This window comes from Ruegeria atlantica (assembly GCF_013033965.1).
Lineage (GTDB): Bacteria > Pseudomonadota > Alphaproteobacteria > Rhodobacterales > Rhodobacteraceae > Ruegeria > Ruegeria atlantica_D.
Map to the genome: position 1 here is coordinate 221,374 of NZ_WQFE01000003.1, position 22,911 is coordinate 244,284.

21 protein-coding genes and 1 tRNA gene are annotated in these 22,911 nt (G+C 57.6%); 13 read left to right on the plus strand and 9 right to left on the minus strand.

What is annotated here, in order from left to right; genetic code table 11:
• The first annotated feature begins 55 nt into the window (after positions 1-55).
• The 3 genes from GOW16_RS07395 (at position 56) to GOW16_RS07405 (ending at position 3,699) form a co-directional block, all read left to right on the plus strand.
• On the plus strand, positions 56-1,090 hold the full coding sequence (locus GOW16_RS07395) for a cysteine synthase A (protein ID WP_170412588.1): 1,035 nt from the start codon (positions 56-58) through the stop codon (positions 1,088-1,090).
• The gene (locus tag GOW16_RS07400; protein ID WP_170412591.1) at positions 1,090-3,519 is read left to right on the plus strand and encodes a DUF3772 domain-containing protein; all 2,430 of its coding nucleotides are present in this window, start codon (positions 1,090-1,092) and stop codon (positions 3,517-3,519) included. Before GOW16_RS07395 ends, GOW16_RS07400 begins: the two co-directional genes overlap by 1 nt.
• A gap of 90 nt (positions 3,520-3,609) precedes the next feature.
• Positions 3,610-3,699 (plus strand) — tRNA-Ser (locus tag GOW16_RS07405).
• A gap of 47 nt (positions 3,700-3,746) precedes the next feature.
• On the opposite strand, the gene GOW16_RS07410 is transcribed toward GOW16_RS07405, so the two are convergent.
• Positions 3,747-4,778: an AbrB family transcriptional regulator gene (locus tag GOW16_RS07410; protein WP_170413364.1), complete on the minus strand. Its 1,032-nt coding sequence runs from the start codon at positions 4,776-4,778 to the stop codon at positions 3,747-3,749.
• Between the two features lie 110 nt (positions 4,779-4,888).
• Here GOW16_RS07410 and GOW16_RS07415 point away from each other — a divergent pair, with 110 nt between their 5' ends.
• The gene (locus GOW16_RS07415; protein WP_170412594.1) at positions 4,889-5,566 is read left to right on the plus strand and encodes a GntR family transcriptional regulator; all 678 of its coding nucleotides are present in this window, start codon (positions 4,889-4,891) and stop codon (positions 5,564-5,566) included.
• A gap of 34 nt (positions 5,567-5,600) precedes the next feature.
• Here GOW16_RS07415 and GOW16_RS07420 read toward each other — a convergent pair whose 3' ends face one another.
• Positions 5,601-6,479, minus strand: a complete 879-nt coding sequence (locus GOW16_RS07420; protein ID WP_170412597.1) for a LysR family transcriptional regulator — start codon at positions 6,477-6,479, stop codon at positions 5,601-5,603.
• 106 nt (positions 6,480-6,585) lie between these two features.
• Here GOW16_RS07420 and GOW16_RS07425 point away from each other — a divergent pair, with 106 nt between their 5' ends.
• Genes GOW16_RS07425 through GOW16_RS07435 form a run of 3 tightly spaced genes read left to right on the plus strand, consistent with a single transcriptional unit; the run spans position 6,586 to position 8,740 of the window.
• Complete coding sequence (locus GOW16_RS07425) at positions 6,586-7,434, plus strand: alpha/beta fold hydrolase (protein ID WP_170412600.1); 849 nt, start codon at positions 6,586-6,588, stop codon at positions 7,432-7,434.
• Between the two features lie 3 nt (positions 7,435-7,437).
• Positions 7,438-7,692, plus strand: coding sequence for a hypothetical protein (locus tag GOW16_RS07430; protein WP_170412601.1), 255 nt, complete (start codon positions 7,438-7,440; stop codon positions 7,690-7,692).
• 43 nt (positions 7,693-7,735) lie between these two features.
• Positions 7,736-8,740: a GlxA family transcriptional regulator gene (locus GOW16_RS07435; RefSeq protein WP_170412602.1), complete on the plus strand. Its 1,005-nt coding sequence runs from the start codon at positions 7,736-7,738 to the stop codon at positions 8,738-8,740.
• Between the two features lie 7 nt (positions 8,741-8,747).
• Here the strand turns inward: GOW16_RS07435 and GOW16_RS07440 are convergent, their stop codons facing one another.
• The 5 genes from GOW16_RS07440 to GOW16_RS07460 form a co-directional block, all read right to left on the minus strand.
• Positions 8,748-9,308, minus strand: coding sequence for a sarcosine oxidase subunit gamma (locus GOW16_RS07440; protein WP_170412603.1), 561 nt, complete (start codon positions 9,306-9,308; stop codon positions 8,748-8,750).
• Entirely contained in the window at positions 9,301-12,246 is a 2,946-nt protein-coding gene (locus GOW16_RS07445; RefSeq protein WP_170412604.1) for a sarcosine oxidase subunit alpha family protein, read from the minus strand. The genes GOW16_RS07440 and GOW16_RS07445 overlap by 8 nt, the downstream gene beginning before the upstream one ends.
• A complete protein-coding gene (locus GOW16_RS07450) occupies positions 12,243-12,530 on the minus strand; it encodes a sarcosine oxidase subunit delta (protein ID WP_170412605.1) in 288 nt (95 codons plus the stop codon). The genes GOW16_RS07445 and GOW16_RS07450 overlap by 4 nt, the downstream gene beginning before the upstream one ends.
• Before the next feature lie 13 nt (positions 12,531-12,543).
• Entirely contained in the window at positions 12,544-13,794 is a 1,251-nt protein-coding gene (locus GOW16_RS07455; RefSeq protein WP_170412606.1) for a sarcosine oxidase subunit beta family protein, read from the minus strand.
• A gap of 77 nt (positions 13,795-13,871) precedes the next feature.
• On the minus strand, positions 13,872-14,735 hold the full coding sequence (locus GOW16_RS07460; protein ID WP_170412608.1) for a LysR family transcriptional regulator: 864 nt from the start codon (positions 14,733-14,735) through the stop codon (positions 13,872-13,874).
• A 107-nt stretch (positions 14,736-14,842) separates the two neighbouring features.
• Between GOW16_RS07460 and GOW16_RS07465 the strand changes: the two genes are divergently transcribed.
• Genes GOW16_RS07465 through GOW16_RS07490 form a run of 6 tightly spaced genes read left to right on the plus strand, consistent with a single transcriptional unit; the run spans position 14,843 to position 20,542 of the window.
• A complete protein-coding gene (locus GOW16_RS07465) occupies positions 14,843-15,442 on the plus strand; it encodes an amino acid synthesis family protein (protein ID WP_170412610.1) in 600 nt (199 codons plus the stop codon).
• Positions 15,414-16,193, plus strand: coding sequence for an alpha/beta fold hydrolase (locus GOW16_RS07470; RefSeq protein WP_170412612.1), 780 nt, complete (start codon positions 15,414-15,416; stop codon positions 16,191-16,193). Before GOW16_RS07465 ends, GOW16_RS07470 begins: the two co-directional genes overlap by 29 nt.
• A complete protein-coding gene (locus GOW16_RS07475) occupies positions 16,190-17,098 on the plus strand; it encodes a flavin reductase family protein (protein ID WP_170412614.1) in 909 nt (302 codons plus the stop codon). Before GOW16_RS07470 ends, GOW16_RS07475 begins: the two co-directional genes overlap by 4 nt.
• A gap of 12 nt (positions 17,099-17,110) precedes the next feature.
• Positions 17,111-18,145: an LLM class flavin-dependent oxidoreductase gene (locus GOW16_RS07480; protein WP_170412616.1), complete on the plus strand. Its 1,035-nt coding sequence runs from the start codon at positions 17,111-17,113 to the stop codon at positions 18,143-18,145.
• Positions 18,146-18,153: 8 nt separating this feature from the next.
• On the plus strand, positions 18,154-19,632 hold the full coding sequence (locus tag GOW16_RS07485) for an aldehyde dehydrogenase (RefSeq protein ID WP_170412618.1): 1,479 nt from the start codon (positions 18,154-18,156) through the stop codon (positions 19,630-19,632).
• Between the two features lie 43 nt (positions 19,633-19,675).
• Positions 19,676-20,542 carry an urea carboxylase-associated family protein gene (locus GOW16_RS07490; protein ID WP_170412620.1) on the plus strand — a complete coding sequence of 289 codons (867 nt, stop codon included), beginning with the start codon at positions 19,676-19,678 and terminating at the stop codon, positions 20,540-20,542.
• On the opposite strand, the gene argE is transcribed toward GOW16_RS07490, so the two are convergent.
• Both argE and GOW16_RS07500 read right to left on the minus strand, forming a co-directional pair.
• Positions 20,539-21,696, minus strand: coding sequence for an acetylornithine deacetylase (gene argE / locus GOW16_RS07495; RefSeq protein WP_170412622.1), 1,158 nt, complete (start codon positions 21,694-21,696; stop codon positions 20,539-20,541). The genes GOW16_RS07490 and argE overlap by 4 nt on opposite strands.
• Complete coding sequence (locus GOW16_RS07500) at positions 21,693-22,877, minus strand: M24 family metallopeptidase (RefSeq protein WP_170412624.1); 1,185 nt, start codon at positions 22,875-22,877, stop codon at positions 21,693-21,695. Before GOW16_RS07500 ends, argE begins: the two co-directional genes overlap by 4 nt.
• Positions 22,878-22,911 lie beyond the last annotated feature (34 nt).

The following is a 22,911-nucleotide window of genomic DNA, read 5'->3' on the forward strand; positions in this document are numbered from 1 at the left end:
GGTCATCGCGCACCACGGGTAAATCTGCGTTGATCCGAAATGAAATGAGGGCGCCATGCGCATTGCACGAGACCTTGCCGACGCAGTCGGGAAAACACCGTTGATCCGGTTAAAGCGCATTAGTGAAGAAACCGGGTGCGAAATTCTCGGCAAAGCCGAATTCATGAACCCGGGTCAGTCAGTCAAAGATCGTGCGGCGCTGTACATCATCCGTGATGCCATCGCGCGCGGCGACCTGAAACCGGGCGGAACAATTGTCGAAGGCACCGCCGGTAATACCGGGATCGGTCTGGCGCTTGTTGGCGCGTCGATGGGTTTCAAAACTGTGATCGTCATACCGGAAACGCAGTCCGAAGAGAAAAAGGATATGCTGCGACTTGCAGGCGCTCAGTTGGTTCAGGTTCCGGCCGCGCCATATCGCAACCCAAACAATTTCGTACATTATTCGCGCCGGTTGGCCGAAGAACTGGCGCAGACGGAACCCAACGGTGCGATTTGGGCCAACCAGTTCGACAATGTCGCCAACCGTCAGGCGCATGTGGAAACCACCGGTCCCGAAATCTGGGAGCAGACCGACGGCAATGTTGACGGTTTTGTCTGCGCTGTGGGCTCTGGCGGTACATTGGCGGGTGTGGCCGAAGCGTTGCAGCCCAAAGGTGTCAAGATTGGTTTGGTCGATCCGATGGGCGCGGGGCTGTTTTCATATTACACCACTGGCGAGATCGCGATGGAAGGCGGCTCGATTGCCGAGGGTATCGGTCAGGTGCGCATCACCAAGAACCTTGAAGGGTTCAATCCAGATTTCGCCTATCAAATGACGGACAACGAAGCACTGCCTTACATCTTTGATCTGCTGCGCGAGGAAGGCCTGGTCATGGGCGGTTCAACTGCCATCAACATGGCGGGGGCCGTGCGTCTGGCCAAAGATCTGGGACCGGGCCACACCATCGTGACCATCCTGTGCGATTACGGCACGCGCTATCAGTCCAAGCTGTTCAACCCTGAGTTCCTGCGTGACAAGGAACTGCCGGTTCCTGACTGGATGACCGAAGCACCGCGCAGCATCCCCGGCGTTTTCGAGGACGTATGATGCTGCGGCAGGTTCGCCTGTTCCTGAGCCTTGCCGCCGTATGCATTGCGATGCTGTGCGGCCCTGTCGCTGCGCAGCTGACCGATCGTCAAAGCGAGTATTATCAGGGCTGGGTCAAAACGGCGGACCGGGCCGAGACGGTGATTGAGGACAATCGCGCATCGAACGCTTCGCTCGAAAATCTGCGCGCCGAGATCAATGATTACCGAGACGATTTCAATCGGGCGCGCGGTGCAAATACCGAACGTATCCAGACACTTGAAAATCAGCTCAAAGCTCTTGGTGCCGCACCCGAAGGCGATGCAACCGAACCCGAAGATATTGCCACTCTACGCAAGCATCTGAACGAGCAGTTGAACAGTCTGCGCGTCCCGCAGATCATCTCGGAAGAGGCGTTCAGCCGTGCCAATGGTCTGATATCCGAGATAGATAAACTATTGCGGGACCGTCAGACGAAAGAGCTTTTGGAGCGCGGTCCTTCGCCCCTGAACCCCACCCACTGGCGACCGGCTTGGGTTGATGTGAACGAAGCTGCGCAAGCGTTGTTTAACGAAGCGCGCCGGAACCTGAAAACTGACGTGGTCCATGAACGCTTGCGGTCCCGCGGTCTGGGCATTCTGGCCTTGGTTTTCGTGGCTGGTGTTTTGTTGCTTTATGGCAAGCGCTGGTCCGAAGCCGCCGGAGAGCGTATGCGAGCCTTGGGCGGGCAGGGAAGTGGCGTGTGGACGTTCCTGACCTCGTTGTTTCGTATTATCCTGCCTTGGTTTGGTGTCTGGCTTCTGGTTCAGGCGGTTGTGATGACCGGCGTTCTGGGGTTGCGCGGGACGCTGTTGATAGAGAATGTGCCGTATTGGGCTGCGATCATCCTGTATTATGACTGGATTGGCCGGCAGGTTTACGTGCTGCAAGCGGCGCAGGGATTCAAAAAACTATCCCGGCAAAAAGTCACTGAACTGCGCGTCTATCTTGATATCCTTGCGGGTCTCATGATCCTGCACGAACTGGTGAACCTGTTCGATCAGATCGAAAATATCTCGGACGCGACGCGCGCCGTTGTCGCGTTTCCGGTTATCGTTGCTACCGCTTTGGTTCTGTTGCGCGTCCGACGTGTCCGCACGGTCGATATCCCGGTGGATGCAGAAGAGCCGTCTGCAACAGCACGCGCTGCAGGATTCAGCCAACTGGTCGAATTCATTCGCCGTGCTTTGTTTTTCCTTGGCATCGCCAGCCCGGTACTTGCGGTTTTGGGGTATACGAATGCAGCCGAAGCAATCGTTTTCCCAGCCGTGCGTTCGCTGGTTCTTATCGGAGCTCTGGTCATTGTCCAACGGTTCCTCACTTCTGTTTACGGATGGCTAAGTGGGCAGGGCGACAAGGCCAAGGACTCGCTGTTTTCGGTGCTCATCGGATTTGCAATGGCCATTCTGGCAATGCCGGTGCTCGCACTGTATTGGGGTGCGCGTGAAACCGATCTGCAAGAGGGCTGGTCGCGCCTGCTGCAGGGGTTTGACATTGGCGGGGTAACAATCTCGCCCAGCAACTTCTTCACGTTCCTCGTTATTTTTGCCATCGGCTATGGCCTTACACGGATGCTGCAAAGCGGTTTGCGCAACTCGCTGCTGCCAAAGACCAGCATTGATCCCGGCGGGCAAAACGCGATTGTGTCTGGGACCGGGTATGTTGGTATTTTCCTGGCGGCGCTGATTGCGATCACGATCGCAGGGTTCAACCTATCGTCGCTGGCCATTGTTGCTGGTGCTTTGTCGGTCGGGATCGGCTTTGGCCTGCAGACCATCGTGTCGAATTTTGTGTCTGGCATTATTCTGTTGGTCGAGCGTCCAATCTCGAAAGGGGACTGGATCGACGTGAATGGGATGATGGGCTACGTCCGTGATATCTCGGTTCGCTCCACGCGGATTGAGACGTTTGACCGCACGGATGTGATTGTCCCGAACTCGGACCTGATCAGCGGCGTTGTCACGAACTATACACGCGGCAATACGATTGGGCGGGTGATTGTTCCGGTTGGGGTCGCCTATGGAACGGATACCCGGGTGGTGGAAAACATCTTGGGCGAAATCGCAAACTCACATCCAATGGTTCTGGCGAATCCTGCACCAAGCGTAGTGTTCCAGGGGTTTGGAGCGGATTCGCTGGATTTTGAAATCCGTGCCATCCTGCGAGATGTGAACTGGGTGTTGTCAGTCAAATCCGACATGAACCACGAGATTAATCGGCGCTTTGTCGAAGAAGGGATCGAGATCCCATTCGCACAGCGCGATGTCTGGCTGCGTAACCCCGAGGCGTTGCAGGGCGGTGAAAGTCAAACCGGCAAGAAAGCTGACGCAACACCGCCGGCAAAGCCGTCCTCAGCACCTGTCGAGATGACCGAGGCTGACTTAGCCGACGGTGATGGGGATGAGGTTTAACCCCCTTTAAGTGGCGTTCGATTTCAGGTGAAATTTCACCTCAATCGGGCCTTGCAAATCCCCCGGCGATAGTCCAAATATCGCCGGCACGGAGAGGTGGCCGAGTGGTCGAAGGCGCACGCCTGGAAAGTGTGTAGGCGGGAAACCGTCTCCAGGGTTCGAATCCCTGTCTCTCCGCCACTATCCCCCAGCGGTATTCCTCCGATTTCGTTTGAAGGGCGACTCCCTCATTCCCTGGAATTCGACCAGCGTAGAAGAAGATTGGCGGCGATTGGCGCGCCGATGATCACGACCACAATGCGCGCCAGATGGTGCGTGACCACAAATCCCAGATCCGCACCCGAAACGATGGCCAGCACTGTCATTTCGGCCTGACCGCCGGGTGCAAAGGCAAGGAAGGCTTCCACCGGCTGGCCCAGACCAAGCGTCGTAACCACAGCCGTGAAAGCTGCGGCCAGAACGGCGAGCAGGATGACATATGTGAAGCCTGCCGCCACGACGCGCCTGAGTTCCGACCACGTGACGCCGACGAATTTGACGCCGATCCCACAGCCGATGAAGAACTGGGCAAACAAGATCGCCTCACGTGGGGGGCGGGTATGGATGAAGTCCCCAAGGGATAGGGCTGCCGTCAGTATCAATGGTCCAAGTATCGAGGCACCAAAGAGCCCGATTTTCTCTCCGCCTTTCCAGCCAACTATTGCTGCGATCGCCATAAGCATGAGTTCATGCAAGGGCAGAGCCGTGGCGGGTTCACCCAATGGGCTGGTCAGTTTGGCATCGAAAAACACTGTCAGTAACACGGGGGCCAGAGTGACGATTATCAATACGCGTGTGCCGTGGATCAGGGAAAGGGTCCGCGGGTTGGCACCGGCCTCGGCTCCGAAAATAACCATGTCCTGAAACCCGCCGGGCATGGCCGCAAAAAACGCGGTTTTGTCGTCAAACCCCCAGATTTTCCGAAAGAACGGCACACCAACCAAAGCAATCAGCAGGATAAAAACCGGGATCAGCAAAAGGGATGTCGCCATCTTTGGCAATTCGGCGAACAGGCCGGGTGTGATCGAAGCGCCGACCGCGACGCCAAGAATGGTTCTGGATGCGACCGAGATCTGTCCGAAATCTCGTATGGGCGCGTGCGCCAGTGCAGCAATCAGACAGGCCGACATTGGACCGAACAAAAACGGCAGGGGAAGGTTCAATGCCCAGAAAACTCCGGTCCCCGCGAAAGCCAGTAACAGTGTAACTGACCTTTGCATCAGAAGGGACAAAGGAGGGCTGGAAGCGGTCAAGATTGGTGTCCGATTTCGTTGACTAAATAATGTATCCAGTTGTATACATCTGTGATCAATATGCAAGATTGAGAGCGATGAAACCTCGGGACGATACGAAACAACCCGGCCCACAGGGCGATTCTGCATATCTGCGTTTGCTAACAGAAATCCGCGAGGGGTCTTTGTTGCCTGGCAGTCGGCTCAGAGAGATCGAGCTGTCCGAAAGGCTGGGTGTCAGTCGAACACCTGTGCGCGAGGCGATCCGGCAGCTGGAAGCAGATGGGTTGGTGACACACGTCCCCAGACTGGGCGCGACGGTCCGAAGTCTGAGTTACTCGGAAGTCATGGAACTTTATGAGATGCGCGCTGTGCTGGAAGGAACATCGGCACGGTTGGCGGCGCGGGCGGCTTCGGATGTGGAGTTGGACGAGTTGAACGTTCTGAATGATCGCCTTGCCAAGGCAGGCACCGGCCCCGAAGCCGCGCAGTTGAACCGTATTTTCCACGCCACTCTTTTGGATGCCGCTAAAAACCGTTTTCTCGCAAAGTCCATGCTATCGCTGCAAAAGGCGTTGTTGATCCTGGGTCCATCCCAAATGTTGGACGGTCAACGCGCGGACAAGGCTGCCGGTGAACATCGCCGTGTGATGGAAGCCTTGCAAGCCCGCGACGGCGACGCGGCCGAACTGGCGATGCGTGCTCATATTCACGCCGCTCAGCGGATGCGCATCCGCGCATTGCAGGAACGAGATCGCGCAATTGATCACGCTTGACTAAAGGCGCTTTGGACACCTTCAGATCTGATGTTCAACTGACAGCTTTCAGGGGTTTGGCGCTTCCAAATTCGCGGCCGATTTCTTGTACTAGTGCCATCGCAGCAGGGTTTCGCCGTTTGATATGTAAACGCACGACAAACGCGATGGTTGGTGGATCCGGGAACACGCCGTCAATAACCTCCATGTCTGTCGTGACATGCATACCGTTCAGCAGAGCGACGCCCAGACCGGACCGAACGGCGGACTGAATGCCAGCAGCGCTAGGGCATTCCAATACATTGTCGAGGCGGAGTCTTTGCATCCGCCCGTCTCCAAATCCCCACATTCGATAGAAACACTGTTTGTCAAAAGACAGGAACGGAATCGGTGCTGCCACGTCCAGCTTGAAATCCGGTGACTTGACCCAGTGCACAGTGTCTTCGAACAGGATCAGGTCATCAGGTTGCGCATCGTGTTTGAATATCTGCATGACGGCGACGTCAAGCTCGCCCGCTTTCAGCCACTCCTGAACGTTCAGACTTTGGCTGGTCCGTGTGCGGACCTGAACATCCGGATACAGCCGTGTGAAGCGGCCCAATATGCGGGCGATATCGCTGGTTGCCGTATCCTCGGTCATGCCCAACCGGATCGCACCGGCCAAGGGTTTCTTGCCCAAGCTGGAAAGCGCCTCGTCATGCAGAGCACAGATTCTGCGGGCGTAGTCGCATAGGCGCAAACCGGCATCGGTTAGCAGAGGACCGCCTGTCCGGCGCGCCAGCAGATCACAACCTAATGCGTGTTCCAACCGTCGGATTTTGTGGCTCACGGCCGATTGCGACAACGCCAGATGCTGGGCTGCGCGTGTCACGCCGCCATGGGATACGATGGCCAGAAGGGCACGAAGGGCGTCGATTTCCATTCTTTCGGTCATTTATTATCTCATGACAAAAATAGATCGAACTATTGATATCATTCATTTGAGTCACTTGCTAGCGGTGAGCTATTGATCAGACAAATCAATACTCAGGAGCTGTCGAATGGCACATCTCGTCTCGGACCACACGCTGATCAAAAACCTGCGGATTGCGCACGGAACCCATGGCGAAGGCGTTCCGGTGGTTCTGATCCACGGCACACCATCATCATCCTACATTTGGCGCGACGTGTTGCCGGAATTGGTCGCGGCGGGTTACAAGATTCACCTGTTCGATCTGGCAGGCTTTGGTCTGTCCGAACGCCCCTGGGACCGGGCGATTGATACGTCGGTCACCGGTCAGGTTCCGATCCTTGAGGGGTTGCTGGATCTGTGGGGGCTGAAGGATGCACATATCATCGCCCATGACATCGGCGGGGCGGTTGCGCAGCGTTTTGCCTTGCAGACGCCGCAGCGTGTACGCTCTTTGACTCTGATCGACATCGTTAGCTTTGACAGCTGGCCGTCGAAGCGGACGCGCCAACAGATGCAGGCAGGGCTTGAGACCCTGATCAATGCCTCTGACGCTGATCACCGTGCCCATTTCAGCGAGTGGTTACGGTCTGCGGTTCAGAACAAGCAGCGTTTGGAGGATACGTCGCTTTCGACCTACCTGGAGTTTATAAGCGGGCCGATTGGGCAAAGCAGCCTGTTCCAGCATCAGATTTGTCACTACAGCCCACATCACACGAATGATATTGCACCACGCTATGGCGAACTTGCCGCGTTGCCCGTTCAGTTAATCTGGGGGGCGGATGATGCTTGGCAGGTGGTGGATTGGGCCTATAAGCTGCATACCGCGATCCCCGGATCAGAACTGCATGTGCTTGAAGACTGCGGCCATTTCGCGATGGAGGATCAGCCCGAGCAGATTTCCGCGCTGTTGATCGATTTCCTGCAAAGAAAGGGCTGAAGCATGACGGATCAAATCACTGCCCGTAACCGGCGCGGTCTGACGACCGTTTTCGAAATCACCGGATCGGTGCTGGCCATGGCCTATGCCTTGCTGATCGCTTCGAACACCGGAGCAGAGCTCTTGGGGTTTGCGCTGCTTTTGCTGTCCTCAGGTCTGTTTGCAGCATGGGCTGTGATAGATCGCCGCTGGACGTTCCTGTTATTGCAAGGGTTTTATGCGGCTTCGGCGATTATCGGTTTGATCCGCTGGGCGTGAACTTCGCATGGGGCTGACACGGAATTCCTGCTAGGAAAGTCTCATGCGCAAGAAAGACAGAATCGAAATCGGCTTTTTGCTGTTTGACGGCTTTCCCATGGCTTGCCTGACTTCGGTGATCGAACCGTTGCGGGCGGCCAATGAAATCGCCGGGCAAGAGGCGTTCTGCTGGTCGCTGGTCTCCGAACACCGGCAGAAGGTTCAATCCAGCGCCGGTGTCCGGTTCGAGGCCGAGAAGTCTTTGGCCGACTGCAAAGACATTGATATTCTGTTCCTTCTCAGTAGCCCGACGTCCGGCTTCGACAACCCAACCGTCGGCAACGGTGCTCTGCGCAGCCTTGGACGGCATGGTACCGTTCTGGGTGGAATCAGCGGAGGAGTTTTTCCATTGGTCCGATCCGGGGTCATGGGCGGGCAACCTGTTTCCGTCCACTGGTGCTACGAGGCTGCATTTCTGGCCGAGTTCCCCGAGATCGACTCGCGCAGCGAGGTGATCGTGAAGACGTCCACACGCTACACCGCAGCCGGTGCCGCAGCCGGGTTCGATCTGGCGCTGCATCTGATCGAGGATCGGTTGGGCGGCGAAGTCGCGCATGAGGTCGCCTGCTGGTTCCAACATCCGATGATGCGCGGGGCAGGGGTGCGGCAACAGGTTCCCACCACGACCGCGCCGGAAACCGGCGACAGCCTTCCGCCGTTGGTGTCGCGCTGTGTCGACCTGTTTGCGGGTCATATGAGCGAACCGATTTCCATCGCAGAGGCCGCACAGCGGATCGGTGTTACACCGCGACAGGTGGAACGCGCCTTTAAACAGGCGACAGGCCAAAGCCCCAGCCATTATTACCGCGCCATGCGCATGAAAGCGGCGCGGCAGATGGTGGTCTATACCAAGGACCCGATCGCAGATATCGCCGCAGCGATTGGATATGGCTCAGTGGCACCGCTTGTGACGCATTACCGTTCGACCTTTGGGTTAAGCCCCAGCGAAGACCGGCGTCGGATCAACCGCTTCCGTGTCGAAGGCAACGCGCCGCTGCCGTCAGTCTAACGTTGCTTCACAGAGCCGACCGCATTGCGGCGACGATTGCATGATGCAGAGAACCGGCGGATGAACGGGGGCCATAGACACTGCAGGATTCCGGAGACCTGCAAAGGACAAAGCATCCGACATGGTGGATTGAACATCTGGCGACACAGCCCGCATCGAACTTGCGCAGATCCAACATGCACAACAGTTCCAGCACCGCTGGTATTTGATCGCCATTCAGGTCGAACCGTGTCCAACCGTCGGTTTGTTCTGTCACCGATGCAGTATCGCCCATTGCGGATTTCACCTGATCAGCGAGGTCTTCGTGGGTCTCGAACGGCGCCTCGATCATCCATTGATCCGGACCGGCCCAAAAGGCAGTGATGGTCTCACCGGCATGCTGGCCGACATCGGGCGTCGGAGCACCAATCAGTTTGGCCAGAGCCTTGGAGGCGCTGGCTTCCTGTCCCATCCGCGATGCAACTGAGGCCAGCGCAACAGCCGGAACTTCCCTGCACGTAACCCCGCCGACAGTGTCGACTTGCGGCTCAGACCCGCCCAATGCGGTTATTGCAACTAGATCATGCACGCAGACGCTCTCCTTCGGGGTCAACGAAATGGGCCGAGACGATTTCGACCTCGACAGTCAGATCGGTCAATGGGGACACAAGGCGCATTTTTTCGCCCATTCGGTTTGCGCCGTCCTTCAAAAAGCCCAGCCCGATACTGCTGTTCAATATTGGCGAATACGCAGCCGAAGTGACATAGCCCTGATCGTGGGCGGCATCCACCGGTCCGGCGCTATTCATCAGATGGCCTCCAGCGGTGATTTTCTCTTCGGATGATACTGGCTTGATCCCGACCATACGCAGGACGTCGGGTTCAACCAAAGCCTCACGCTCAGAGAGGATCGAGCCGATGCTGTCTTTCTTTTTCGACACCATCTTACCCAATCCAAGGTTCAGTGCCGTTGTGGTGCCATTCAGTTCATTTCCGGCTGCGTGGCCTTTTTCGATCCGCATGACGCCCAACGCTTCGGTGCCATAGGGGACAACGTCAAATTCTTCGCCTTCGGTCATCAAACGTCGCATCAGGGCATCGCCATAGCGTGACGGCACCGCGATCTCGAACGCCAGCTCACCCGAGAACGAGATTCGGAACAGCCGCGCGCGAAGCCCGCCGCAGACTGTGATGTTGCCGCAGGCCATGAATGGGAACGCGTCGTTCGAGATGTCGAAATCCGGGTCGACAATCTTTTGCAGCAGTTTACGCGAGTTTGGACCGGCAACCGCATACTGCGCCCAGGATTCGGTTGTTGAGATCAACTGCACGTCCATGTCGGGGAACAGGCACTGGCGCACAAATTCCATGTGACGATAGACACTTACGGCGTTCGCCGTGGTGGTTGTGACAACAAAATGATCTTCGGCCAGACGCGCGGCCGTGCCGTCATCCATAGCCATGCCGTCTTCACGCAGCATCAAACCGTAACGGGTTTTACCGACAGCCAGCTTGGCGAAACCGTTGGCGTAGACGCGGTTCAGAAACGCAGCTGCGTCCGTGCCCTGCACGTCGATTTTGCCCAACGTCGTACAATCGCAAACCCCGACAGACGCGCGGGTCTGTCGCGCCTCGCGGTCCACGGACTCGCGCCAATGCGTCTCACCCGGCAGGGGGAACCACTGCGCACGCAGCCAGTTGCCGACCTCGACAAACACAGCGCCCCGTTCCTTGGCCCAGTAGTGTGAAGGTGTCAGGCGGGTGGGGTGAAACTCCTGCCCCTTCATCCGACCTGCGAAGGTGCTGATGGGAACGGGTGTGTAGGGCGGGCGGAAAATTGTCGTCCCTGTTTCGGGGATCGACTTTCCGGCGACTTCGGCCATGATCGCCAAGGCGCTGATATTCGAGGTCTTGCCCTGATCGGTCGCCATGCCCAGTGTGGTGTAACGCTTGAGGTGTTCTACCGAGCGGAACCCCTCCTGATAGCTGAGCTTGACGTCTTTGACGGTCACGTCGTTCTGCTGATCCAGCCAGGCGCGTTTGCATCCTTCGACATACCAGAAAGGTTTCTGCGAGGCCGGGGCATCTTCGGCTTCGGGCAGGTCGGGCAGTTTGCCGGACAGTTCCATCGCTTCGACAGCGCCATCCATCCCTGACTGCAATGCACCTTGCGTAGACATCACCCCGTTCGCTGCACCCGCGACAGTCAATCCGACGGGCAGGTTTGAACCAGGGACAAAAGCGGCCAGATCCTCGTTCCAGACGGGTCTACCGCGTTGATGGCAGGTTAGGTGGACATTCGGGTTCCACCCGCCCGAAACGCCCAGCGCGCCACATTCCAGCGTTCGGGTCGAGCCGTCGGGCAGGGCAACTTCGACAAAGGTCAGACCAAGGCGCCCCTTGGTGTTTACAACCTGCGCGCCGCTCAGGACTTCGTAGTCATAGTTGACCGGAGCATCCTCACGCACGTCGATAACGGCGCAAATGTGAACGCCCTTGGCATGTAGATCAGCGGCGGTTCGGTGGCCGTCGTCATTGTTGGTAAAGATCGCCACGCGCTGAGAGGCAGTGACGGCAAACCGATTGGCATAGGTTCGCAAAGCGCTGGCCATCATTATGCCGGGGCGGTCGTTGTTTTCGAACGCAATTGGCCGCTCGGTCGCGCCAGCACACAGCAAGGCCTTCTTGGTGTAGATACGCCACAGGATCTGGCGCGGCTTACCAGCGGGCAGAGTAGGCAGATGATCTCCGGTCCGCTCGACCGCGCCATAGATGCCGTGATCAAACGCTCCGATGACGGTTGTTCTGGCCATCAAGCGGACATTCGGCATGGTCGACAGCTCAGCTACGGCCTGCGCGGCCCAATCGCTGGCGCTTTGATCTCCGACCGAGAGGGTCTCGCTGTTTAGGCGCCCGCCGAACTGAAAATCTTCGTCTGCGAGAATAACATCCGCACCAGCACGCCCGGCGGTCAGAGCGGCCATCAAGCCGGACGGGCCCGCACCGATGATCAGCAGATCACAATGACGGAAACCTTTGTCATATTCGTCTGGATCAGCCTCCATTGAGAGTGACCCAAGACCCGCAGCGCGGCGAATAATCGGCTCATAGACCTTTTCCCAAAAGGCAGCGGGCCACATGAAGGTCTTGTAGTAGAACCCGGCGGACAGGAAGTTCGAGAACAGATCGTTCACGCCCAGCGCATCGAACTTCAGGCTGGGCCAGCGGTTCTGCGATTGTGCCTCAAGCCCCTCAAACATTTCGATTGTTGTGGCCCGCGTGTTGGGTTCCTGCCGGTTGCCGGTGCGCAATTCGACAATGCCATTCGGTTCCTCGGACCCTGCGGTCAACAGCCCACGCGGGCGGTGGTATTTGAACGACCGCCCAACCAGGCGCACGTCATTAGCCAGCAAAGCCGAAGCTAGCGTATCGCCGGGATGGGCGGTGTAGCTGCGGTTATCGAACCGGAAGTTCACTGTGGTGTTGCGGTCGATCTGGCCGCCGCTCAGCCTGTTGTTCTGGGTCATTTGGATCGTCCCCGCGCGCGGGCCAAGTCGCGGGCCAGTTCTACCTTGGAAATCTCATGTGTGGTGGTGTCGCGGGTTACAACCAGCCAGGATCGGTCGCCTGCCTCGTGAAACCACAACTCCTGATGCTTGCCAGCGGGATTGTCGCGCAGATATCCGTATTCATAGAACGCTTCGGCTGCGTTTTCGGCCTGCCAGTCCGGGCGGTCGATCAGCGACGCGTCACCAAGATAGGTGAACTCTGATGAGTCGCGCGGACCCAGAAGGGGATGGTTGATAATCATTCTCGTGCTCCCCTCAGTGCAGGTTGGGCTGGTTGCCCACGCCTTTTTCGTCGATCATTCGGCCCGTCCGGAACCGGTCGAGACGATAGACCGTGGTCGTTGGATGTGGTTCGTCTTTCGCCAGCAGATGTGCAAAGCAATGGCCCGAGGCCGGGGTTGCCTTGAACCCGCCATAGCACCAGCCGCCATTGAAATAGAGCCCTTCGACCGGGGTGCGGTCGATGATGGGCGAGCCATCCATCGACATGTCCATAACACCTCCCCACATGCGCAGAAGTCGGGCGCGCCCGATCATCGGCATTAACGAGACGCCGCCTTCGCAGACATCCTCGACCACGGGCAGGTTTCCCCGTTGGGCATAGGTGTTATAGCCGTCGAGATCGCCACCAAAGACCAGTCCGCCTTTGTCGGACTGGCTGACATAGAAATGCCCGGCGCCATAGGTGATGACGCTGGGCAAAACCGGCTTCAAACCCTCGGACACAAAGGCCTGCAACACGTGGCTTTCAATCGGCATACGCATTCCTGCCATGCCCATTACGCGCCCCGAGTTTCCAGCAACGGCGCAGCCGACCTTATTGGCCCCGATAAAGCCCTTTGACGTCTCGACACCCAGACATTTGCCGTTCTCGATGCGCAGCCCCGTGACTTCGCAATTCTGAATGATGTCTACACCGTGGGTGTCCGCGGACCGAGCATAGCCCCATGCCACCGCATCATGGCGCGCGGTTCCGCCGCGACGTTGGACGAGACCGCCTTTGATCGGGAATCGCGCGTCATCGAAATTCAGATAAGGGTGTTCCTTGCGCACCTGATCGGCATCCAGCAGCTCGGCATCTGCACCGTTTAGGATCATGGCGTTGCCGCGCCGGATGTAAGCATCGCGTTGACCGTCCGTGTGGAACAGGTTGATGATCCCGCGCTGGCTCATCATCGCGTTGTAGTTCAGGTCCTGCTCCAGCCCTTCCCAAAGCTTCATCGAGAACTCGTAGAACGGCTCGTTCCCGTCCAGCATGTAGTTCGAGCGCACGATGGTCGTGTTGCGCCCGACATTACCGCCGCCGATCCAGCCTTTCTCGACCACGGCAACGTTACGTTGGCCATAGACCTTGGATAAGTAATGGGCAGTTGCCAGTCCATGACCACCACCGCCGATGACGATGATATCGTAATGGGCCTTAGGTTCAGGGTCTCGCCAGACCGGTTTCCACCCTTTGTGGCCGGTAAGCGCCTCTTTGATGACTCGAAAGCCGGAATATCGCATGAATCGGACCTTTTTTGCCAGAATTAACTATTTTTCCGCGCGAAGATATCCTCAGATGCGACATCGGCATGTCTGAATCAGACCCTTTGCGGTGACGCGACGGGGACCAGCTGTGAAAACCAAGATACAAATGCTTCAACCTCGGATGAGGCGCGCTGTATGGCCAAAAAATACCCCTCGGCCGCCGGAGCCGTGGCGTCGAAAACACGCTCAACCTGGCCGGTTCGCAGAGCGTGATCTGCGATCAGGGCATTCACCAGAGCCACGCCGTTACCAGAGGCTGCCAGTTGCAAGGCCAGCCCATAGGAATCAACGAAATAGGCGGGTGTGTGGATGCTGTGGCCGGTGACATCCGACCAGGTGGACCAGTTGTCCGACGTTCCAACGGCTTCGATCAAGGGCAAGTCCTGAAATCGGCCAGTAAGACCGGGTGCTTTTACCGTGATCAGTTCATTTGGTCGCAACGGTTTTGCATCCCGTCCGACCTGTTTCTCTGACCCGAACCGGATTTCGACATCGGCGCGCAGGGCCGAGTATTCATCCGGCCAGATCGTGCTGACAAAACGAATGGACGTATCTGGGTTTTGCTCTCGGAATTGGGGCAGGGCCGGGGAAATCAACCATTCGATGATACTGATCGACGCCGCAACCGTGACGTGCCTGGCGCGTTCCTCTGCCAAATACGGGGACGCCGCAGATTGCAGCATCTGCAACGCGGCTTCGACTTGCGGCAGCAGCTTTCGCCCTTCATCCGTCAAGGACAGGCCGCGCGGGTGCCGATGAAACAGAACGACACCAAGCCGGGATTCCAGCGACCTGATTTGCTGGCTTACGGCGGATTGGGTCAATCCGATTTCATCCGCTGCGGCAGTTGAACTCAGCCTTCGGGCTGCGGCCTCGAAAGACCTGAACCATGTAAGTGGTGGTAGGGTTTTTGCCATCTGCAACCGACCTATTAGTGTTGTTAATACCTAAGACCAAAGTTCTTTCGTTTGTCAAAGAGCATGCTCGTAAAAGATATTTCCCAAACTCAAGATTGGGGGAAACTGTGCAGCCGGAAATTCGAAAAATCGTGACGTTCGACGAAGAGGTGCTTGTCGAAGGATATCGAAAAGCAGACCGACCCTGGCGCATGTTCGCCGTGGCGGCCGTAGTAAAGAACCCTTGGGCGGGTCGTTTCGTTGAAGACCTGCGGCCCGAAATCTTGGCTTATGGTCCGATTCTGGGCGAAGAACTAACCCGCAGGATGATCGCGCTTGCCGGAAGTGGTGACGCAATCGAAGCCTATGGCAAGGCCGCAGTCGTGGGGCTGGACGGAGAGGTCGAACATGCCTCGGGCCTGATCCATACGCTGCATTTCGGGAACATATTCCGGCAGGCGGTTGGCGCCAAATCCTACCTGTCCTTCACCAATACGCGGGGGGCAGCGAACGCGCCGATCATGGTGCCGCTAATGGACAAGAATGATGCTGGCCGCCGGTCGCACTACCTGACGCTGCAATTTGCTATTCCCGACGCGCCGCGCGCTGACGAGATAGTCGTGGTACTTGGGGGCGCAACCTCGGGCCGTCCGCACCACCGTATCGGAGATCGTTATCAGGACCTGAAGGATCTGGGCCATGACGTGGACAATCCGGCCTCGGTCTGACATCGGCGGTCTCGCCGCAATCGAGGCGGGCGAGGGGCCCCTTGTGGTCCTGCTGCACGGCGTCGGGTTGCGGGCCGAAGCCTGGGGCGCGCAAATCGATGCGCTGAGTGCTGCAGGCTACCGGGTTCTGTGTCCGGATATGCCCGGACATGGCGAAACGCCGTTCCTCAAGCCCATTGGGTTGGAAGATTACTGTGAACCCCTAGCAGCACTTTTGACCCAACCTGCGGTTCTGGTGGGCCATTCGATGGGCGCATTGATCGCGTTGCACATCGCAACAAGCGGGCACGATCAGGTCAAAGGTGTGGTGGCGCTGAACGCGATCTATCGCCGTACTCCCGAAGCACGGCATGCGGTAACGTCGCGCGCTGCAGCATTGGATGTGGACCGCGTGAATGATCCGACGACGACTTTGCAGCGCTGGTTCGGCGACAATGAAACGACAGAAAGCACTGCCTGCGAAAGTTGGCTGAATGAGGTGAACCCGGCCGCATACAAAGCAGCCTATACTGTTTTTGCAGAAAGCGACGGGCCGTCTGATGCGCAACTGACACAAATTCGATGCCCTGCGCTCTTCATGACGGGCGAGGACGAGCCAAACTCAACCCCACGCATGTCGCAGGACATGGCTGGCTTGGTTCCAAACGGCCGGGCCGAGATCCTTCCGGGTGCCGCTCATATGATGCCCATGACCCATCCCGCAGAGGTCAATTCCAGTTTGCAGCAGTTTGTCCGGGGGTGCCTGCCATGACAGGGATCGACACACGCGCCTTGCGCGATGCGTTTGGGAATTTCATGACCGGCGTAACCGTTGTCACAACCCGCGATAAATCCGGGGAACCGGTTGGATTCACCGCGAATTCTTTTACTTCGGTCTCCCTGGATCCGCCGCTGTTGCTGGTGTGCCCGGGTAAGTTCTTGTCCAGCCACGACGTATTTTCGGGTTGCACACATTTCGCTGTGAATGTCTTGGCGGATGGTCAACAGGATGTCTCGAATACCTTCGCAGGCTTCAAAGGCGATCGCTTTGCCAAGGTGGCACATCGCGACGGCCCGAATGGTGTGCCGTTGATCGATGGCGCGCTGGCGCAGTTCAGCTGTGAAACGCATCAGGCATTGCCCACAGGCGACCACACAGTTCTGATTGGCCGGGTCACGGAATTCACTCACAACAGAGGCAACGGCCTTGGTTACGTGAACGGATCCTATTTCAGCCTTGGTCTCGAGCGAGAGATGGATGCCCGGGTTCCGACGATCTGCGGTGCAATCGTCGAGGCAAACGGCAAGGTATTGCTGGAACAGCACGACGGTGCATTCCGCCCGGTTCAGATGACTGGTGTCGAACCTGGTGGCCAACGTAACAGACTGGCGCAGGGTTTGTCCGACAGGGGCATCGATGCGCGGATCGAGCAGGTTTATTCGTCATATAACGACGCCGAGACAAACCTGCATTACACGTTCTTTCTGGCATCGTCGGATCAGAACGCACCTGCAATCGGGGCCGAGTGGATCGACGTCAGCGCGCTGCCGGATCTGACCTATGCCAGCAAGAGTTTGCACCACATGATGTCGCGCTACGCCCTTGAAGCCCGCGAGGGCGTTTTTGGGCTGTATCTCGGCGACGCCGAGCGCGGCGAAATTCACAGTTTTCGATAAAGGAGCGCTTTGATGGAGTTTTCACTGTTTGCCCATATGGAGCGTCTTTCTCCGGATCAGCCGCACGACGTTTTGTACGATGAATTCGTGAGCCTGGTGAAAATGGCCGACGAAGGGGGGATGCGCGCCGTCTGGACGGGCGAACATCACGGGATGGAATTTACCATCGCTCCGAACCCGTTCCTGTCATTGGTCGATCTGGCCCATCACACGCAAAACGTGCGGCTAGGGACCGGAACCGTGATTGCGCCGTTTTGGCATCCGATCAAACTGGCGGGTGAGGCCGCCGCAGCGGATCAGATAACAAAGGGACGCATCGAATTGGGGATCGCGCGCGGTGCGTACTCCTATGAATACGAGCGTCTGATGCCGGGAATGGACGCGTGGGAAGCGGGGCAGCGCATGCGCGAGTCTACGCCGCTGTTGCCTCAGATCTGGAAGGGCGACTGCGCCCATGAGGGCGAATTTTATACATTTCCGGCCGCGACTTCGGCGCCAAAACCTTATCAAGCGGACGGCCCGCCGATCTGGATCGCCGCGCGGGATCCAAACAGTCATGAATTCGGCGTTCACAATGGGTTCAACATTCAGGTCACTCCGCTGTGGCAGGGGATGGAAGAGATCGAGACCTTGATGGGACGGTTCAACGACGCCTGCGATAGCTATTCAGGGCCGCGCCCCAAGATCATGCTGTTGCACCACACCTATGTCGGCAAAGATGACGACGACGTAGCACGGGGCGTGCAAGATCTGCGCAGGTACTACAATTACTTTGGTGCATGGTTCATGAATAAACGGCCGGTTGAACAGGGCTTGATCAAGCCGATTACCGAGGCCGAGATGGACGCGAACCCGATGTATACCAAAGAAAAATTGGGCCGTGATCTGACAATTGGGACTGCGCAACAGGTGATCGACAGGATCAAACGCTATGAGGATCTGGGATATGACGAGTTTTCGTTCTGGGTCGACAGCGGCATGACCAATGAACGCAAGCGCGCGTCTTTGGCGCGGTTCATAGACGACGTCATGCCGGCATTTCAGTGAGGACCACCATGGGAAACCTTCCGCATTTTCAGCTTTTCATTGATGGCGTCTGGACCGAAGGGTCAGCCTCGCAGGTTATGACGTCCGAAAACCCTGCGACTGGTCAAGGGTGGGCCACCTTCGCTTGCGCTTCGTCCGAGGACGTCGACCGTGCCATCGCTGCTGCCAAACGTGTTTTGGATGATCCTGAATGGCGGGATTTGACGCAGACCCAGCGGGGCAAACTGTTGTATCGCCTGGCTGAACTGGTTGCTGAGAATGCAGCTCGGCTGGGTGAGTTGGAGACGACAGACAGCGGAAAGCTGTTGGCAGAAACTTCGGCACAGACCGGATATGTCGCGGACTACTACCGTTACTTTGCGGGGCTGGCAGACAAGATCGAAGGCACGGTCTTGCCCATCGACAAGCCCGACATGCACGTCTTTACCACACGCGAAGCGATCGGCGTTGTTGCCGCCATTGTGCCGTGGAACGCGCAAATGTTTCTGACCGCGACCAAGCTGGGCCCGGCGTTGGCTGCAGGTTGCTCTGTGGTGCTGAAGGCGTCGGAAATTGCGCCAGCGCCGATGCTGGAATTCGCAAAGCTAATCGAACAGGCGGGGTTCCCGCCCGGTGTTGTGTCGGTCATCACCGGTGACGCGGAAAACTGCGCAATTCCGCTGACCCGCCATCCTGATGTCGACCGAATTGCCTTTACCGGCGGGCCTGAGACTGCCCGCCATGTGGTGCGTAATTCAGCCGAGAACTTTGCGGTCACCTCACTGGAATTGGGTGGAAAATCCCCGATCCTCGTGTTTGAAGATGCTGATCTGGACGGCGCCGCAAATGGCCTGATTGCGGGAAATTTCGGCGCATCTGGCCAAAGCTGCGTGGCGGGTACGCGCGGGCTGGTGCACCGGTCGATCCTGGGACCTCTGGTCGAACGGATCGCCGAAAAGGCCAGCGCCATCCGGTTGGGTGATCCTTTGCAGCCGGAAACGCATGTTGGTCCGCTTTGTACCGCAGCGCAGGTGCGCAAGATCGAAGAGACCTTGAACAAAGCGCGGGCGCAGGGAGCTGTAATTCATCTCAGCGGAGAAGCTGCAGACCGTCCCGGAAATTACATGAACCCCACGTTGGTTGAGTGCAAATCGCCAGAAACCGAAACACTGAAAATCGAAATGTTCGGCCCCGTGATGTCTTTGTTGCCGTTTGACACCGAAGAAGAAGCCATCGCACTGGCAAACAGCACGCCTTACGGATTGGGGTCGGGTGTATTCACGCAGAACCTTGCGCGCGCGCATCGTGTGTCGAAACGCATTCGTGCAGGAATCTGCTGGGTGAATACCTATCGCGCGATCTCTCCTATCGCGCCGTTTGGCGGGTTCAATCAGTCGGGATATGGCCGCGAGGCCGGCGTTGAGGCGATATTGGATTATACCAGAACCAAGACCACCTGGATCAGCACGGCGCAAGAGCCGATGGCGAACCCCTTCATAATGCGCTAAAGATTCGGCAAAGCAGGGCATTAAGCCGGGAAGGGAGGCGATCATGAAGCTAGAAAAACCAAACTTCCTACCGCCGTCGGATGCCGATGATCGCAAAGCCATTGCGCCGGTAATATGCTACCCGCCAGAAACGCTCGATCCACCAGACCTGACCACTTTGGCGATGCTGCGGGAGGGTGCGGCCAAAACGGCCGAGGTCACAGCAGCACCGCGCGATGCGGCCTGTATCGAAGTTCCCGCAGGCGCTTTTGTCAGGGTGGTATCGGTCGATGGCCCTCAGGTTGGCGATCTGAACATGTGGAACAAACATGACCTGACCGAGCGGTTCTATTCGGGCAAAACCCGCGCGCTGCATGGCACGCATCTGTCGACTGGCGACCGGATGTGGTCGTGCTTTCCCAACATGCGACCGATGGCGACGATCGTTGCCGATACTCTGGACTGGTACGGGTTCGATACCTATGGCGGATCGGTCCATGACGTGATTGGCACACGGTGTGATCCCTATACCGGGCGTTTGCTTTCGGGGGACGACTATCACTATTGCTGCCACTCGAACCTGACCCGCGCGCTGGCCAGCCATTGCGACCTGCCGCTGCATGATGCCGAGATGCTGGTGCATGACGTGCTGAACGTGTTCATGTGCACTGGATTTACCCGCGATACCGGCCAGTATTTTATGAAAGCCAGCCCGGTTCGCCCCGGCGATTATCTTGAGTTCCACGCTGAAATCGATCTGATCGTCGGCCTGTCTGCGTGCCCCGGAGGGGATTGTTCCTCGGAACACTCCTCAGACGCGGCGGCCTGCTATCCGTTGGTGATGGAGGTCTACGACCCAGGCGAGGATGCACGGGCTGCGCATGTGCAACCAGATCGGTCAAAATATGACCGCACCCACGGATGCGGTTAACGGGTGAGGCGATGACCTAATCGGGTTAGCATTCTGCAGCACATGTCCAACTGTTCAATCTCGAGGAACTCGTCCGCCTTGTGCGCCTGTGCGATTGAACCTGGCCCGCAAACGATCGCGTGAACGCCAAGCTTCTGAAACAATCCGGCCTCGGTCGCAAAGGCAACAACACCTGTACCGTTGGCCCCGGTCAGTTCGGCGACCAGATCACGGGCTGCGTTTTCTTCCATGGGCTCAAGGCCTTCGACTTCGGCGATAGCCTCTTGCGTGATGCTCGAGTCACTGTGGACCGCTTGCATTTCCGGCAAAAGCGAATGCTGTACGTAGTCCGAAAGGGTCTTTTTGACGAGGTCGGCGTCGCTTGCTTGCACAGGCCGCATCTCCCACAAAACCTCGGCCTTGCTGGCGATGACATTGTGGGCAACACCCCCGGTGATTTGCCCGATATTGACAGTGGTCCAGGGCGGCTCGAACCGGCTGTCTGCCGGTGCGCGAGACTTGAGAATGTGGCGCAACTCCAGCAGTTTTCCGATATATCGTGCAGCATATTCCGCAGCATTCACCCCGTCATCGGGGGCAGAGCTGTGTCCCTCTAGCCCATAGAAGCGGGTGGTGTATTCAAAGCAGCCCTTATGACCCTCAATCACGCGCATCTCGGTTGGTTCGCCGATAATGGCGATGTCCGGGACGATGCCGCGATCAGACAAATCATCAACCAGTGTTTGGGCACCAAGGCAGCCGACTTCCTCATCATAAGTAAAGGCAAAGTGCAGCGGCTGGGTCAGTTTGCTGACATCCAACGTTTCGCCGAAAGCCACCGCCGCAGCGATAAAGCCCTTCATGTCGCACGTGCCGCGACCGTAGAGCTTGCCGTCATTTTCGACCATCTGAAACGGATCGGTCGTCCAGTCCTGATCGGCCACCGGCACCACATCCGTATGGCCTGACAGAAGGATACCGCCGGGTTGATCGGGGCCGATGGTGGCAAACACATTGGCCTTGGTGCCAGTCTTGTCCCGCGTGACGATGCACCGTGCGCCCAATGCCTCAAGCTGTTCGGTCAGATAACCGATCATTTCCAGATTGGAATCTGCAGACACCGTCTCAAAAACAATCAGATCGGCTAGTATTTCCTTGGTTCTCGCTAGAGTCATGGCTTTACAAACAGCTTTCTGGGGCGGTTGCAGAAACACTCGGCAGGTCCGGACTCAGTGATGAGGATCGACTCAGTGATCTCCAACCCCCAATCGTCCATCCAAAGGCCGGGCATGAAGTGAAAGGTCATACCGGGTTCCAGTACGGTCTCATCCTCCGGCCGCAAGGATATCGTGCGCTCGCCCCAATCGGGTGGATAGCTGAGGCCAATTGGATACCCGCATCGCGCGCCGCGCTCGATGCCGGCCCGTTCCAATGGAGCAGCCAGAGCCAAGGCAATATCACGCGCTTGGTTGCCGGCACGCGCGGCTTCTAGTCCTGCCTCAAGCCCTTCTACCAGAGCGGCTTCAGCACGAAGCAAATAGTCGGGTGGCTTACCCAAAAAGACTGAGCGGCAGAATGGCGCGTGATAACGGCGATAGCAGCCCGACAGTTCAAAAAATGTGCACTCACCGGATTTGAATGGCTCACCATCCCAAGTCAGGTGTGGTGCGGCGGCATCCGGACCGGACGGGAGCAGGGGCACAATGGCCGCGTAATCGCCCCAATCGTCGCCAACTCCGGTGACTGCGTCATGGTAGATTTGTGCGACGAGGTCATTCTTTCGCATACTCGGTTCAATGCGCTCCAATACACCGTCGGTCACATGCTCGGATATCCGGGCCGCCTTTCGTATCAGCACGATTTCTTCATCGGATTTAACCGCACGTTGCCAGTTGACCAAAGCATTTGCATCGACAAGTTGTGCTTCGGGTAGCTCTGCCAGCAAAGTCAGATGCGCCTTGGCTGAGTAGTAATAATTGTCCAACTCGACACCAATGCGCCCCTTGGCGATACCGGTGTCCGCAATCAGTGCGGCCAGGTCCTGCATGGGGTGACGGACTGTGGATTGTACGTATTCGTCGGAGTACCCGCGGATTCGGTCGTTGGGCATCCATACTGTTCTGCGCGCGCCATTGGCGTCTTGACTGCGGCCCCACCAGATCGGGTCGGCGTCGTGCAACACCAGCACCCCCTGATGCACGTAGAATGACCAGCCATCATACCCCGTCAGCCATGCCATGTTCGAAGGGTCCTCGACGAACAAGGCATCCAAGCCCGCGGCTGCCATGGCGGCGCGGGTCTTTGCCAACCTGCGGTTATACTCGGCGCGGCTGAAGGCCGGATCAGAATGGGGCATTTTAGGTTCCTGCCTGGGGCGAGTTTTGTTGACA

Excerpts from the sequence above, each read along its gene's own strand:
- GOW16_RS07470 (WP_170412612.1), top strand. The coding sequence starts at position 15,414 with ATGACGTGGACAATCCGGCCTCGGTCTGACATCGGCGGTCTCGCCGCA.
- GOW16_RS07450 (WP_170412605.1), bottom strand. The coding sequence starts at position 12,530 with ATGATTATCAACCATCCCCTTCTGGGTCCGCGCGACTCATCAGAGTTC.
- GOW16_RS07480 (WP_170412616.1), top strand. The coding sequence starts at position 17,111 with ATGGAGTTTTCACTGTTTGCCCATATGGAGCGTCTTTCTCCGGATCAG.
- GOW16_RS07475 (WP_170412614.1), top strand. The coding sequence starts at position 16,190 with ATGACAGGGATCGACACACGCGCCTTGCGCGATGCGTTTGGGAATTTC.
- GOW16_RS07410 (WP_170413364.1), bottom strand. The coding sequence starts at position 4,778 with ATGCAAAGGTCAGTTACACTGTTACTGGCTTTCGCGGGGACCGGAGTT.
- GOW16_RS07455 (WP_170412606.1), bottom strand. The coding sequence starts at position 13,794 with ATGCGATATTCCGGCTTTCGAGTCATCAAAGAGGCGCTTACCGGCCAC.
- GOW16_RS07460 (WP_170412608.1), bottom strand. The coding sequence starts at position 14,735 with ATGGCAAAAACCCTACCACCACTTACATGGTTCAGGTCTTTCGAGGCC.
- GOW16_RS07420 (WP_170412597.1), bottom strand. The coding sequence starts at position 6,479 with ATGACCGAAAGAATGGAAATCGACGCCCTTCGTGCCCTTCTGGCCATC.
- GOW16_RS07430 (WP_170412601.1), top strand. The coding sequence starts at position 7,438 with ATGACGGATCAAATCACTGCCCGTAACCGGCGCGGTCTGACGACCGTT.
- GOW16_RS07415 (WP_170412594.1), top strand. The coding sequence starts at position 4,889 with ATGAAACCTCGGGACGATACGAAACAACCCGGCCCACAGGGCGATTCT.
- GOW16_RS07435 (WP_170412602.1), top strand. The coding sequence starts at position 7,736 with ATGCGCAAGAAAGACAGAATCGAAATCGGCTTTTTGCTGTTTGACGGC.
- GOW16_RS07425 (WP_170412600.1), top strand. The coding sequence starts at position 6,586 with ATGGCACATCTCGTCTCGGACCACACGCTGATCAAAAACCTGCGGATT.
- GOW16_RS07445 (WP_170412604.1), bottom strand. The coding sequence starts at position 12,246 with ATGACCCAGAACAACAGGCTGAGCGGCGGCCAGATCGACCGCAACACC.
- GOW16_RS07490 (WP_170412620.1), top strand. The coding sequence starts at position 19,676 with ATGAAGCTAGAAAAACCAAACTTCCTACCGCCGTCGGATGCCGATGAT.
- argE (WP_170412622.1), bottom strand. The coding sequence starts at position 21,696 with ATGACTCTAGCGAGAACCAAGGAAATACTAGCCGATCTGATTGTTTTT.
- GOW16_RS07400 (WP_170412591.1), top strand. The coding sequence starts at position 1,090 with ATGCTGCGGCAGGTTCGCCTGTTCCTGAGCCTTGCCGCCGTATGCATT.
- GOW16_RS07485 (WP_170412618.1), top strand. The coding sequence starts at position 18,154 with ATGGGAAACCTTCCGCATTTTCAGCTTTTCATTGATGGCGTCTGGACC.
- GOW16_RS07500 (WP_170412624.1), bottom strand. The coding sequence starts at position 22,877 with ATGCCCCATTCTGATCCGGCCTTCAGCCGCGCCGAGTATAACCGCAGG.
- GOW16_RS07395 (WP_170412588.1), top strand. The coding sequence starts at position 56 with ATGCGCATTGCACGAGACCTTGCCGACGCAGTCGGGAAAACACCGTTG.